Origin of the sequence: Photorhabdus noenieputensis (assembly GCF_018448935.1) — a bacterium.
GTDB lineage: Bacteria > Pseudomonadota > Gammaproteobacteria > Enterobacterales > Enterobacteriaceae > Photorhabdus > Photorhabdus noenieputensis.
On record NZ_RCWC01000001.1, the window covers coordinates 177452 to 190873 of the forward strand.

The following is a 13422-nucleotide window of genomic DNA, read 5'->3' on the forward strand; positions in this document are numbered from 1 at the left end:
TCACTTTTTTGTCGCCCGCCGCCATATGGATATGGCGGGTTTTTGGCGTCATTTAATCTTATATTTCCCGTGACTTATCCTATCCAACTTTAATTGAATTGCGGTTTCTTTGTTGTCATCAAAGTTTATACTAGTCGAGGTCTTTCCTTGTAACTGATATAGGCAATGAATTGATATGACTCAGGACGAACTAAAAAAAGCAGTAGGTTGGGCAGCACTCGAATTTGTTACGCCAGGAACAATTGTGGGTGTGGGGACAGGTTCAACGGCTTCACATTTTATTGATGCCCTCGGTTCCATTAAAGATCAAATTGAAGGGGCAGTATCCAGCTCTGAGGCTTCTACTGAGAAGTTAAAAAGCTTGGGAATTCCTGTATTTGATTGTAATGAAGTGGATTCCCTTGATATCTATGTTGATGGTGCGGATGAAATCAATGGCAATATGCAGATGATTAAAGGTGGTGGAGCTGCATTAACGCGTGAAAAAATCATTGCTGCAATAGCAAAAAAATTCGTTTGTATTGTTGATGCTTCTAAAAAAGTTGATGTATTGGGTAAATTTCCTCTGCCGGTTGAAGTGATTCCAATGGCTCGCGCCTATGTTACTCGTGAATTGGTTAAGTTAGGGGGAGCACCAAAATATCGTCAGAATGTTGTGACGGATAACGGCAATGTGATCCTTGATGTGCATAATCTAGCCATACTCAATCCTGTTGAGTTAGAGAATAAAATTAATCGCATCTCCGGCGTGGTGACTGTGGGCCTATTTGCTAACCGTGGTGCGGATATTATATTGATGGGAACACTTGATGGAGTGAAAACCATCACCCAATAATATTATTCATAGAGGGCGGAGTTCTTCGCCCTTAAAAATTTTTTCACTTTTAAAATAGGTGAAGAATTTAGTGATATATTTCATAGCCATGATTGTTATTTAATCTAAATCCTGATTTTGTTCTTTTTCAGATCATTTTATTCCGCATAATAACTACTTTATTAAGATTTATGTGACGGGAATAGCAATCGTTTATATTGCTGTGTTCGTTTTTTTTGTTATGTTGAGAGAATGAGTCTTAAATGTAACGAAGCGTAACAATAGGCAGGATAAATGGTTAAGGTATCTCTGGAAAAAGATAAGATTAAATTTTTGCTATTGGAAGGTGTGCATCAGAGCGCGGTAGAAAATCTGCGGGCAGCCGGTTATAGCAATATCGAATATCATAAGGGAGCATTAGATTCTGAAGAGTTAAAAGAGGCAATTCGTGATGCCCATTTTGTTGGTATCCGTTCCCGCACACAACTGACCGAAGACATTTTTCAGGCAGCCGAAAAATTGGTTGCTGTAGGTTGTTTCTGTATTGGCACTAATCAGGTTAATCTGAAAGCGGCTGCGAAACGTGGTATCCCTGTCTTTAATGCGCCATTTTCTAATACCCGTTCTGTTGCTGAAATGGTCCTTGGTGAATTGTTGTTATTGCTGCGTCGTATCCCTTTAGCAAATGCGAAAGCTCATCGAGGGGTATGGGATAAGCAGGCTAAGGGCTGCTATGAAGTGCGTGGGAAGAAACTGGGTATCATCGGTTACGGCCATATTGGCACTCAGCTTGGTATTCTGGCTGAAAATATCGGTATGGATGTCTACTTTTACGATATTGAAAACAAATTGCCATTAGGTAATGCCCATCAGGTACGTCATTTGTCAGAATTACTGAATATGAGTGATGTGGTTAGTTTGCATGTACCGGAAACGCCATCAACTAAAAATATGATTGGTGCAACCGAACTTACCCTGATGAAACCGGGTTCTATCTTGATCAATGCTTCACGTGGGACGGTGGTGGATATCCCGGCATTATGTGATGCGTTGGAAAGTGAACATCTGTCAGGGGCGGCTGTGGATGTGTTCCCTGTTGAACCGGCAACCAATAATGATCCGTTTGAGTCACCGCTGTGTAAATTTGATAATGTGTTGCTGACGCCACATATTGGCGGCTCTACTCAGGAAGCGCAAGAAAACATTGGTTATGAAGTAGCAGGAAAGCTAGCGAAATACTCTGATAATGGTTCTACCTTATCAGCAGTAAACTTCCCAGAAGTGTCTCTTCCTGTTCATGCTGATGATACCAACCGGTTTTTGCATATTCATGAAAATCGTCCGGGTATATTGAACAGTATTAACCAAGTGTTTGCTGAACAGGATATCAATATTGCCGCTCAGTATCTGCGTACCAGTGGGGACATGGGTTATGTGGTTATTGATATTGTGACTGAAAACCCGGCTCAAGCTGAAATGGTATTTCAGAAACTGAAAGCACTGCCGGGTACTATCCGTTCTCGTCTGCTTTACTGATTATACCCGTTATCTTTCAAGTTGCCTCTTTGTTGGCTGCGCTCACTCACCCCGGTCACATAGTTTGCTATGCTCCCGGGGATTCGCTCCTTGCCGTCGCGATGCATCTTGAAATCCATAGGGTATATTTTGATATGTCAAAAATGGGTGCTTTGTGTGAGGCACCCATTTTTTACTGCCATTGCCAGATTTTTTCAGGTGTGATGATTTCTGGTAATGGGATATCCCATTCGGCTGTTGGCAGTGTATCAACTAACTGGCAGTTATGTGCCAAACCTATCGGATAGAAGTTTTTCTGTTGCCACTGGCTCAGTGTACGATCATAAAAACCACCACCCATGCCAAGCCGCTGCCCTGTGCGGTCAAAAGCAACCAGTGGGACCATCATAATATCCAGCTCTGATAATGGTAAAACCTGTTCAACATTCAGTGGTGGCTCTTCTATATTGAAGCGGTTTCTGACAAGCGGGGTATTGGGTTGATAGTTTAAAAACAGCAGATGGTGATGACGGAAAGGATGTAATACGGGCAGATAGATCTGCTTATTTTGTTGCCAGAGTTGGTTAATCAGTGGGCGGGTATCGAGTTCACCATCAAACGAAAGAAATAGCGCGATTTTGTTGGCTTGGTGAATTCTGGGGTGGTTGATTGCTCGCTCAGCAGCCTGTCTTGCAAAAAACAATTGTTGTTCAGGGGTGAGTTCACGGCGTTGCTGGCGTATTTTCTTTCTAATGCTTTGTCTGAGTGATAATAGAGACTTTGATTGCATAGAACCTGCGTTGGATAGCAGCAGCGATTAAGGTTGAGATTCTCCAAGATGCCGTTACAGGTAGTAACCCTTGAACCCTTGGTTCAAGGTGAACGCAGCGTCGCAGCTTTAAGGCTTCTCGGCCGAACCGAGCATGCACACCAGACTACGGAGCACCACATTCTATAATGTATGAAATATCGGCTCAGGGGACTTTCCCCGTTCACGAACATCTCAGAGAAATTTATTCAGCGCTTGTAAGCAACTTTGTGACACCTATTGTATGAAACTAAATACAGAAAGCAACTAATTCTCGAATGATTCACTCACTAATGTATGATTTATCAATAGAATTCATTCATTTGGCGAAATGGTGCTCTCTGTGATGCGACCTTGTTCCACTAATGCTTGTTCTATAGTCTGTTGGAGCATCTTTATTTTCTGTTCCATATTATAGGCATAGTCACGGGTTTTCACTTTTTCTTGTGCCAATTCGTGACAGATATTCAGTGCCACAATAAAAATCAGTTGTTCAGTATTGGTTACTCTGGTGCGCTCTTTTAAATCTTCTAAACGTTGCTCAAGTTCCACAGCCGCAGCCAGTAATGCTTCTTTTTGCTCTGATGGACAATTGACACGTAGTGACCGCCCAAAAATCTGGATATCTACCGGTTGTGCAGACATGACCCCTTCCTGACTTATTACTGCGCGTCGGTTTTAATTCTGGATTGTAGAATTGAAACCGGCGCCAATCATTGTAACGCGATACCGACAGGCAACTAACGATTAGCTAGGTTGTTGTCTGGTATAGCGACTCCCCTTGGTGGTAGCATAGCATGAACTTACACCGTCAACGATGACCAATACACATGTCTATACAGAATTCATTACCAGATTATCAATCTTTTGACGAAATATTGCATCAACAGTCAGTGGCGCTGACAGCAGCGGAGATGCATGGGTTGATTAGCGGCCTGCTGTGCGGCGGTAATCGCGACAGTAGTTGGCAGGTCTTAGTTCATGACTTAGCGAATGATGGGTTAGCTTTTTCCCATCCATTAGCTCAACAATTGCGTGAATTACGTGAAATCACATTTGAATCATTGGATGACAGTAATTTTGCATTCAGTTTATTGCTGCCAGATGAGGACGATAATGTGTTTGAACGAGCAGATGCATTAGCGGGATGGGTTAACCATTTTTTACTGGGATTAGGTGTTGCTCAACCGAAGTTCGCGGATAGAAAAGAGATCGGTGAGATTATTGGTGATTTGCGCAATATCGGTCTGCTTGGTTATGAAGAAGGTGATGATCAAGAAGAGTTGGCCCAGGCACTGGAAGAGGTCCTTGAATATGTGCGAGTGGCCGCACAGCTTTGCTATATCGCCTTTACTGAACCTAAAACCGTTTTAATTGCTAAAAACGACAAACCAACATTGCATTAATTGGTGTTTATTGAACGCAAAATAATTATCAGTCGCAGGAGAGGGTATGATCAAACAAGAATATTTATCCCGCCGTCAGGCTTTACTGGCAAAAATGGCTCCGGCCAGCGCAGCGATTATTTTTTCTGCCCCGCCTGCGCCACGAAATTCAGATAATGAATATCCCTATCGTCAGCATAGCGATTTCCTTTATTTGACCGGGTTTAATGAACCGGAAGCGGTGCTGATATTAATTAAGAGCGATGATACACATAATCATAGTGTGCTTTTTAATCGAGCGCGTGATTTGACTGCGGAAATTTGGTTTGGTCGCCGTCTTGGGCAAGAAGCGGCCCCGGAAAAACTGGGTATTGATCGCGCTTTGCCTTTTGATGATATCAAAGAAGAGCTTTATCTGTTACTGAATGGTTTGGATGTGGTTTATCACGCACGAGGCGAATTTGCCTACGCAGATGAAATTGTCTTCCATGCGCTGGATAAATTAAGAGAAGGCGGTCGTCGTAATCTTTCAGCGCCTTTAACGATAACTGACTGGCACCCTTGGGTACATGAAATGCGGTTGTTCAAATCTAAGGCAGAAATTGAAGTTATGCGCCGGGCAGGTCAAATCAGTGCGCAGGCCCATATGCGCGCGATGAAAGTTTGCCGCCCAGGAATGTTTGAATATCAATTGGAAGCTGAAATTCATCACGAATTTACTCATCAGGGGGCTCGCTACCCTGCTTACAACACGATTGTAGGGAGCGGTGAAAATAGCTGTATTCTGCACTACACCGAGAATGAAAGTAGGATGAAAGAGGGGGACTTGGTGTTGGTTGACGCAGGTTGTGAATATCTGGGTTATGCCGGAGATATTACGCGTACTTTCCCTGTCAATGGCAAGTTTACCCGTGCTCAGCGTGAAATTTACGATATCGTCCTGAAAACACTCAATGTCTCATTGGAATTGTATAAGCCGGGGACCAGCATCAACAAAGTCACAGAACATGTCGTTCAGATTATGGTGGAAGAGTTGGTGAAACTAGGCGTTATGCACGGTGAAGTTGAACATTTAATCGAAACTAAAGCTTATCGCCAGTTCTTTATGCATGGCTTAAGTCATTGGTTAGGGTTGGATGTGCATGATGTTGGTGACTATGGTGTAGAGCGTGACCGTATTTTGCAACCAGGAATGGTATTGACTGTTGAGCCGGGGATTTATATTGCACCGGATGCAGATGTACCGATGGAATATCGTGGTATCGGTATCCGTATTGAGGATGACATTTTGATCACTGAAACAGGTAATGAAAACCTGACAGCCAGTGTCGTTAAAGAAGCTGATGAGATTGAAGCTCTGATGGCGGAAGCAAAACAGGGTTAAGTTAAGAATGAACGTGATTATCGTTGGTGGAGGCATGACCGGCGCGACGCTTGCGCTGGCGATATCTTCCCTGAGTAAGGGGCAGATTCATGTGTCCCTGATTGAAGCAGCAGAGCCGGAGCAGAAACATCCCGGCTTTGATGCCAGAGCGATAGCACTGGCTTATGGTACTTGTCAGCGTTTACAACAGATTGGCGTTTGGTCTGCTCTGGAAGATTATGTGATACCAATAACTCACGTTCATGTTAGTGATCGTGGTCATGCAGGGTTTGTGAACCTTTACGCAAAAGAATATGGCATTCCAGCTCTAGGTAATGTTATCGAATTGTACGATGCAGGGCAGTGTTTGTTCAAATTACTGAAAAATGCGCCTGGTGTAACGCTATATTGTCCATCCAAGGTTATGGCTGTTGAAAGAACCCTATCATCGGTCGCTGTCACTCTGGACAGTGGTGAACGTCTGCAAGGCGAGTTGCTGGTAGCGGCAGATGGCAGCCATTCTGCCATTGGTCACGCTTGTAATATTCAGTGGCAGCGGCGCGCTTATGAACAGGTTGCCGTGATTACCAATGTACTGACTTCAGAGCATCCGCGAGGCAGTGCATTTGAACGTTTCACAGAACATGGTCCACTTGCTTTGTTGCCAATGTCTGGGGGGCGGAGTTCGCTGGTCTGGTGCCATCAGTTGGCGCGGAAAAAAGAGATAGCGAGTTGGAATAATGAGCAATTTCTTAAGCAGTTACAGCGAGCATTTGGCTGGAGACTGGGGAAAATATTGGAGACTGGTCAGCGTCATCGCTATCCATTGGTTCTATCCACTGCAAATCAACAAATTAGCCACCGATTAGCATTGGTGGGAAATGCCGCGCAAACATTACATCCGATTGCCGGTCAGGGTTTCAATCTTGGTATGCGAGATGTCATGACACTGGCTCAGATTGTTTCTGCGGCTTTTGCTGCGGGTCAGGATATTGGTACTTACCCGGTTTTGGCTAACTATCAACAGCAACGGGTTTTAGATCGGGAAAACACCATCGATATTACCGATGGATTGATACGGATATTTGCCAATCGTTATTTTCCATTACAAGCCGGGCGTAACTTCGGCCTGATGGTGATGGAAAAATGCTCTCCTATGCGGGATATACTGGCCCGTCAGACTCTGGGTTGGGTCGCCCAAAGATAACCGCAGATTAAGCAGACAAAATAAGAGGACGTTATATTATGCAATCATTTGACGTGGTTATCGCTGGTGGCGGTATGGTTGGTTTAGCGCTTGCCTGTGGCTTACAAGGCAGTGGCTTGCGGGTGGCTGTAGTGGAGAGCTATCCGCCTACTCATCCCGTTACTGCTGGAGAAGAGTATGCTTTGCGGGTTTCTGCGATTAATGCAGCCAGTGAGCGCTTATTACAGCATCTTGGTGTGTGGCAACAGATCTTGGATATGCGCACCAGTCCTTATCAGGAAATAGAAGTTTGGGAGCGGGATAGCTTTGGCCGTATTCAGTTCAGCGCGGCTGAATATGGGTTGGAATATCTTGGTCATATCATTGAAAACCGAGTTATTCGTGAAACATTATGGAAAAAAGCGGATAGCTTATCTGATGTGACCATTTTGGCACCGGCGGCTTTGAAACAGGTTGCCTGGGGTGAAAATGAAGCTTTTATGACTTTATCCGATGGTCGCATGTTAACTGCCCGTTTAGTGGTTGGTGCTGATGGCGCTCATTCATGGTTGCGTCAACATGCTGATATCCCTCTCACATTTTGGGATTATGAACATCATGCATTGGTAGCCACTATTCGCATCGAAGAGCCGCATGGTCGGGTTGCCCGTCAGGTCTTTTATGGTAATGGTATTTTGGCGTTTTTGCCCCTTGCCGATCCTCATTTGTGTTCTATCGTCTGGTCACTACCGGGTGAAGTTGCCGAACAGTACAAACAGCTTGATCATCAGCGTTTCAACCAGCAATTGGCGGTAGATTTTGATCTGCGCCTTGGTCAATGTGAATTGATGGGTGAACGTCTGACAATTCCACTAACCGGTCGCTATGCCCGTAATTTTGCGGCTCATCGTCTGGCCCTGTTGGGAGATGCCGCTCATACTATTCACCCATTGGCAGGTCAGGGAGTGAATTTGGGCTTTATGGATGTCGCTGAATTGATAGGTGAATTGCGTCGTCTGCATGGTCAGGGAAAAGATATTGGTCAGCACTTTTATTTACGTCGCTATGAGCGCCGACGTAAACATGGGGCTGCGGTGATGCTGGCTGGAATGCAAGGTTTTCGTCAATTATTTGATGGCAATAATCCAGCGAAAAAACTTTTGCGGGATGTCGGGTTATCTCTGGCAGATAATTTACCGGGAGTTAAACCTAAATTACTTCGTCAGGCAATGGGTTTGAATGACTTGCCGGATTGGCTCTGCTCTGAATCCCATTCGGCTGAAAAAATCTAATTTAGCCTCTGCTTATCGATAACTTTTTCTCATATCTTGCTGAAATATGAATAGGTGATTTTATTCATATTTCAGTTAGCTTGTAACAGAAAATGGGTGTTTTCTAAAGTTAATTGTTAATTTTGAGTATTATGACTCATTTTAATAGTTGAAAATTCTGCATACTCATAACACGTTTTTTGATGGTCACTGGATTGAACCCTATTTTTACTTATGGTTCATTTTGGTTTTCAGTGATAACTTTCATTTTAAGATATCGTTTGCGTCGCGTTTTTTAGCCGCTTTTTGTTCATGATTCACAGTATCTGTCGGTTAATACGCGGTATGTTTTCATGTAGGAAATGAAAAGAGGGAAATAATGGCAAAACAAACCCCATTGTATGACCAGCATCTGGCTTGTGGTGCACGTATGGTAGATTTTCATGGCTGGATGATGCCTTTGCATTATGGTTCACAAATGGATGAGCATCATACTGTCCGCACTCATGCCGGTATGTTTGATGTTTCCCACATGACGATTGTGGATCTGCATGGTACTGGTTGCCGTGATTTTCTGCGTTATTTGCTGGCAAATGACATTGCTAAACTGACAGAAAAGGGTAAAGCCCTATACACCGGGATGCTTAATGCTTCTGGCGGTGTAATTGATGACCTGATTGTTTATTACCTTAGCAATGATTTTTATCGATTGGTGGTCAATTCTGCGACTCGTGAGAAAGATCTGGCTTGGATTAATGAACATGTAGCCAGTTACCAGGTTGATATTCAGGTTCGTGATGATCTGGCATTAATTGCGGTTCAGGGGCCTGAAGCTCAGGTAAAAGTGCAGTCTCTATTGAATGATGAACAAAAACAGACTATTGCCGGAATGAAACCTTTCTTTGGTGTGCAGGCGGGGGATCTGTTTATCGCAACAACGGGTTATACCGGTGAAGCGGGTTATGAAGTGGCATTACCAAAAGAGCAAGCAGCGGATTTCTGGCAAAAATTGCTGAGTGTCGGCGTAAAGCCTGCGGGATTAGGTGCGCGTGATACGTTACGGCTTGAAGCCGGTATGAACCTCTATGGACAGGAAATGGATGAAACCATTTCTCCCCTTGCGGCTAACATGAGTTGGACAATCGCTTGGAAACCGGAAGATCGCCAGTTTATCGGTCGTGAAGCGCTAGAAAAACAGCGTGAAGAGGATACTGAGCAGTTAGTTGGCTTGGTGATGAGAGAAAAGGGTGTGTTACGCGGTGGTTTAATAGTTAGTTTTACTGATGAGATGGGTGCCTTACATTCTGGCGTTATTACCAGTGGTACGTTCTCTCCAACATTAGGATTCAGTATTGCCCTTGCCCGTGTGCCGCAGGGAATTGGTGAACAGGCGGTTGTCCAAATCCGCAATCGTGAAATGCCGGTTCAGGTAGTCAAACCTAGCTTTGTACGGGCGGGTAAACCTCTCGTATAGTCATTTTTATCGAATAATAACTTGATGAGTAAATAGCAATTTATCCCAGTAGGCATGATTGGTGCAGGAGCACAACATAGCCTAATAGGGGTAGATTCTAGGATTGAAGGAGATGATGGTAATGAGTAATGTACCCGCAGAATTAAGATATGCCCAATCACATGAGTGGGTTCGTGCAGAAGGTAATGGTGAATACACGGTAGGCATTACCGCGCATGCACAGGAGCTGCTAGGCGATATGGTTTTTGTTGATTTGCCGGAAGTAGGTAATGAAATCAATCTTGGTGATGATTGCGCGGTTGTTGAATCAGTGAAAGCGGCTTCCGATATCTATGCACCACTGGGTGGTGAAATTATTGCCGTTAATGAAGCGCTAAATGACTCGCCTGAATTGGTTAACAGTGAGCCTTATAACGAAGGTTGGCTGTTCCGTATTAAAGCCTCTGATGAAAGTGAACTTTCGGGTTTGCTGGATGCCGAAGGATATCAGGCACTTCTGGACGAAGAAGAATAATATGCTTACCGTCGCCCTGTTTCACATTGTGAGCAGGGCGTTTTTATTTGTATGCCATTTCTGGCCGGCTTCAGGAATTAGTAACAAATGACCCAGACATTAAGCCAACTCGAAAATCAGGGCGAGTTTATCCGCCGTCATATTGGCTCTTCCGCCGAACAGCAAAAAGAGATGCTGGCGACAGTGGGGGCGAGTTCCCTCAATGATTTAACACAGAAAATTGTTCCCCGTGATATCGCGTTGCCAGAGCCGCCCGATGTTGGCGGTGGTGCGACTGAACAGCAAGCACTAGCTGAACTGAAAGCGATTGCCAGCCAAAATAAACGTTACCAATCCTATATTGGTATGGGGTATGTGCCTGCGGTGCTTCCACCGGTTATTTTGCGTAATTTATTAGAAAATCCTGGCTGGTATACCGCTTATACACCTTATCAACCAGAAGTTTCTCAAGGTCGCCTTGAATCACTATTGAATTTCCAGCAAGTGACGATCGATTTGACGGGGTTGGATATTGCTTCTGCTTCTCTGTTGGATGAAGCTACCGCGGCGGCTGAAGCAATGGCAATGGCAAAACGTACCAGCAAGCTGAAAAATGCTGACCGTTTCTTTGTTGCTGATGATATCCATCCTCAAACATTGGACGTTGTTCGTACCCGCGCGGAAACCTTTGGCTTTGATGTGATTGTGGATAAAGCAGAAAAAGTCTTGGAGTTGGACGGTGTATTTGGTGTGTTGTTGCAACAGGTTGGTACAACAGGTGAAGTTCATGATTATGCTGATCTGATCGCACAACTGAAACAGCGCAAAATCATTGTCAGTGTTGCCGCTGACTTGATGGCGTTGGTGCTTTTGACCGCACCGGGTAAACAAGGGGCTGACATTGTGTTTGGTTCTGCCCAGCGCTTTGGGGTACCAATGGGTTATGGCGGTCCCCACGCAGCATTTTTTGCCAGCCGTGATGAATTCAAACGTTCTATGCCGGGACGTATTATCGGCGTTTCCCGTGATGCGGCAGGTAATGTGGCGCTGCGCATGGCAATGCAGACCCGTGAGCAGCATATCCGTCGTGAGAAAGCGAATTCCAACATCTGTACGGCTCAGGTGTTGTTGGCAAATATCGCCGGGATGTATGCGGTATATCATGGTTTGAAAGGACTAAAACGCATTGCAGGCCGTATTCATCGTCTGACTGACATTCTGGCGGCCGGGTTACAGAAAGCTGGATTTACTCTACGTTACAAAACTTGGTTTGATACGTTGACGGTGGAAGTTGCTGATAAAGCGGCGGTATTGGCCCGGGCAGACAAAGCTGAAATCAATTTGCGTACCGATATTTATGGTGCGGTGGGTATCACATTGAGTGAAGCTACCTGTCGTAATGATCTGATTAAATTGTTCTCTGTGCTGACAGGCACGGATGACAAGCTAGATGTCGAAGCACTGGATCAAGAGTTGATGACGGAAAGTCACTCCATTCCTGCATCCATGTTGCGCAGTGATGAAATTCTTCTGCATCCAAATTTCAACCGCTATCACAGCGAAACGGATATGATGCGCTATATGCATCGTCTTGAGCGCCGAGATTTGGCACTGAATCAGGCCATGATCCCATTGGGTTCTTGCACCATGAAACTTAATGCTGCGGCAGAAATGTTACCGATCTCTTGGCCTGAATTTAATGAACTACACCCATTCTGTCCGCCGGAGCAAGCGCAGGGTTATCAGCAAATGATCAGCCAATTATCTCACTGGCTGGTGCAACTGACGGGTTATGATGCTGTTTGTATGCAACCAAACTCCGGCGCGCAGGGTGAATATGCGGGTCTGCTTGCTATTCGCCGTTACCATGAAAGCCGTGGAGAAGGGCATCGTCATATCTGTTTAATCCCAAGCTCTGCACATGGCACCAACCCGGCTTCTGCTCATATGGCAGGTATGACAGTGGTGGTGGTGAGTTGCGATAAAGAAGGCAACATTGATCTGGCGGACCTGCGTGAAAAAGCGGAAAAATCCGGTGGCGAGCTTTCCTGCATCATGGTGACTTATCCATCAACCCACGGCGTATATGAAGAAACTATTCGTCAGGTATGTGAAATCATTCATCAGTATGGTGGTCAGGTTTACCTTGATGGTGCGAATATGAACGCGCAGGTTGGTATCACCGCGCCAGGTTTTATCGGTGCTGATGTTTCACACCTCAACCTGCATAAAACATTCTGTATTCCACACGGCGGCGGTGGTCCAGGAATGGGGCCGATTGGCGTAAAAGCCCATTTAGCGCCGTTCTTACCGGGGCACTCGGTAGTTCAAATGGATGTCCTTACTGAACAGAGAGCTGTGTCTGCGGCACCATTTGGTAGTGCTTCTATTTTGCCGATTAGCTGGATGTATATCCGTATGATGGGTTCACAAGGATTGAAACAGGCAAGCCAGACGGCGATTTTGAATGCTAACTATATTGCTGCCCGCCTAAAGAATGATTATGACGTGTTGTATACCGGTCATAATGGTTATGTGGCGCATGAGTGTATTCTGGATATTCGGCCTTTGAAAGAAGAGTTTGGTATCAGCGAGATGGATATTGCTAAGCGCTTGATTGACTACGGCTTCCATGCGCCAACCATGTCATTCCCGGTTGCTGGCACGCTAATGGTGGAACCTACAGAATCAGAAAGCAAAGTAGAAATTGATCGCTTTGTGGATGCTATGCTGGCAATTCGTGCTGAAATTGGCAAAGTGGCAAAAGGCGAGTGGTCGTTAGAAGATAACCCATTGGTCAATGCGCCTCACGTACAAGCTGAACTGGTTTCTGACTGGAGCCATAGTTACAGCCGTGAAACTGCGGTTTTCCCAACCCTGGAAACCAAAGCCAATAAATATTGGCCTGCGGTTAAACGCCTTGATGATGTTTACGGTGATCGTAACCTGCATTGTTCTTGTGCACCTGTCAGTGATTATCAATAATCACTAATAAAATAGTCAACGTCAGTATAATAACTGGCGTTGCCATTATCTGTATTTATTGGCGAAGTCGATTTAAATATAAAATTATTTTATATATTTAATGGCTTTTTCTCCCGAATTTCACATGC

11 protein-coding genes and 1 other RNA gene are annotated in these 13422 nt (G+C 44.8%); 9 read left to right on the forward strand and 3 right to left on the reverse strand.

The genetic code is table 11. From position 1 onward, the window contains the following. Positions 1–175: 175 nt before the first annotated feature. A complete protein-coding gene (rpiA, locus tag EAE91_RS00845; protein ID WP_214086851.1) occupies positions 176–835 on the forward strand; it encodes a ribose-5-phosphate isomerase RpiA in 660 nt (219 codons plus the stop codon). Between the two features lie 273 nt (positions 836–1108). Next, positions 1109–2350 (forward strand): phosphoglycerate dehydrogenase, encoded by a 1242-nt coding sequence (serA, locus tag EAE91_RS00850; RefSeq protein ID WP_214086852.1) that lies wholly within the window; start codon positions 1109–1111, stop codon positions 2348–2350. Between the two features lie 172 nt (positions 2351–2522). Here serA and EAE91_RS00855 read toward each other — a convergent pair whose 3' ends face one another. From EAE91_RS00855 to zapA, 3 genes are all read right to left on the reverse strand, one after another. Continuing rightward, entirely contained in the window at positions 2523–3119 is a 597-nt protein-coding gene (locus tag EAE91_RS00855; RefSeq protein ID WP_214086853.1) for a 5-formyltetrahydrofolate cyclo-ligase, read from the reverse strand. A 36-nt stretch (positions 3120–3155) separates the two neighbouring features. Then, positions 3156–3342: non-coding RNA, 6S RNA (ssrS, locus tag EAE91_RS00860), on the reverse strand. 110 nt (positions 3343–3452) lie between these two features. Beyond that, the gene (gene zapA / locus EAE91_RS00865; RefSeq protein WP_036781297.1) at positions 3453–3782 is read right to left on the reverse strand and encodes a cell division protein ZapA; all 330 of its coding nucleotides are present in this window, start codon (positions 3780–3782) and stop codon (positions 3453–3455) included. Between the two features lie 185 nt (positions 3783–3967). Between zapA and EAE91_RS00870 the strand changes: the two genes are divergently transcribed. The 7 genes from EAE91_RS00870 to gcvP all read left to right on the forward strand — a co-directional run bounded on the left by EAE91_RS00870 (position 3968) and on the right by gcvP (position 13294). Then, a complete protein-coding gene (locus tag EAE91_RS00870; protein ID WP_214086854.1) occupies positions 3968–4543 on the forward strand; it encodes a YecA/YgfB family protein in 576 nt (191 codons plus the stop codon). A gap of 46 nt (positions 4544–4589) precedes the next feature. Then, entirely contained in the window at positions 4590–5906 is a 1317-nt protein-coding gene (gene pepP, locus EAE91_RS00875; RefSeq protein WP_214086855.1) for a Xaa-Pro aminopeptidase, read from the forward strand. Between the two features lie 7 nt (positions 5907–5913). Further along, positions 5914–7092: a 2-octaprenyl-6-methoxyphenyl hydroxylase gene (gene ubiH / locus EAE91_RS00880; RefSeq protein ID WP_214086856.1), complete on the forward strand. Its 1179-nt coding sequence runs from the start codon at positions 5914–5916 to the stop codon at positions 7090–7092. 38 nt (positions 7093–7130) lie between these two features. Further along, the gene (ubiI, locus tag EAE91_RS00885; RefSeq protein WP_214086857.1) at positions 7131–8363 is read left to right on the forward strand and encodes an FAD-dependent 2-octaprenylphenol hydroxylase; all 1233 of its coding nucleotides are present in this window, start codon (positions 7131–7133) and stop codon (positions 8361–8363) included. Positions 8364–8721: 358 nt separating this feature from the next. Then, complete coding sequence (gcvT, locus tag EAE91_RS00890; protein ID WP_214086858.1) at positions 8722–9816, forward strand: glycine cleavage system aminomethyltransferase GcvT; 1095 nt, start codon at positions 8722–8724, stop codon at positions 9814–9816. A 121-nt stretch (positions 9817–9937) separates the two neighbouring features. Next, the gene (gene gcvH, locus EAE91_RS00895) at positions 9938–10330 is read left to right on the forward strand and encodes a glycine cleavage system protein GcvH (protein ID WP_214086859.1); all 393 of its coding nucleotides are present in this window, start codon (positions 9938–9940) and stop codon (positions 10328–10330) included. An 87-nt stretch (positions 10331–10417) separates the two neighbouring features. Then, on the forward strand, positions 10418–13294 hold the full coding sequence (gene gcvP, locus EAE91_RS00900) for an aminomethyl-transferring glycine dehydrogenase (protein WP_214086860.1): 2877 nt from the start codon (positions 10418–10420) through the stop codon (positions 13292–13294). The last annotated feature ends 128 nt before the right edge of the window (positions 13295–13422 follow it).

Bases quoted from the DNA above. Each gene is read 5' to 3' on its own strand.
- zapA (WP_036781297.1), bottom strand. From the start codon at position 3,782: ATGTCTGCACAACCGGTAGATATCCAGATTTTTGGGCGGTCACTACGT.
- pepP (WP_214086855.1), top strand. From the start codon at position 4,590: ATGATCAAACAAGAATATTTATCCCGCCGTCAGGCTTTACTGGCAAAA.
- ubiH (WP_214086856.1), top strand. From the start codon at position 5,914: ATGAACGTGATTATCGTTGGTGGAGGCATGACCGGCGCGACGCTTGCG.
- gcvH (WP_214086859.1), top strand. From the start codon at position 9,938: ATGAGTAATGTACCCGCAGAATTAAGATATGCCCAATCACATGAGTGG.
- rpiA (WP_214086851.1), top strand. From the start codon at position 176: ATGACTCAGGACGAACTAAAAAAAGCAGTAGGTTGGGCAGCACTCGAA.
- gcvP (WP_214086860.1), top strand. From the start codon at position 10,418: ATGACCCAGACATTAAGCCAACTCGAAAATCAGGGCGAGTTTATCCGC.
- ubiI (WP_214086857.1), top strand. From the start codon at position 7,131: ATGCAATCATTTGACGTGGTTATCGCTGGTGGCGGTATGGTTGGTTTA.
- serA (WP_214086852.1), top strand. From the start codon at position 1,109: ATGGTTAAGGTATCTCTGGAAAAAGATAAGATTAAATTTTTGCTATTG.
- EAE91_RS00855 (WP_214086853.1), bottom strand. From the start codon at position 3,119: ATGCAATCAAAGTCTCTATTATCACTCAGACAAAGCATTAGAAAGAAA.
- gcvT (WP_214086858.1), top strand. From the start codon at position 8,722: ATGGCAAAACAAACCCCATTGTATGACCAGCATCTGGCTTGTGGTGCA.
- EAE91_RS00870 (WP_214086854.1), top strand. From the start codon at position 3,968: ATGTCTATACAGAATTCATTACCAGATTATCAATCTTTTGACGAAATA.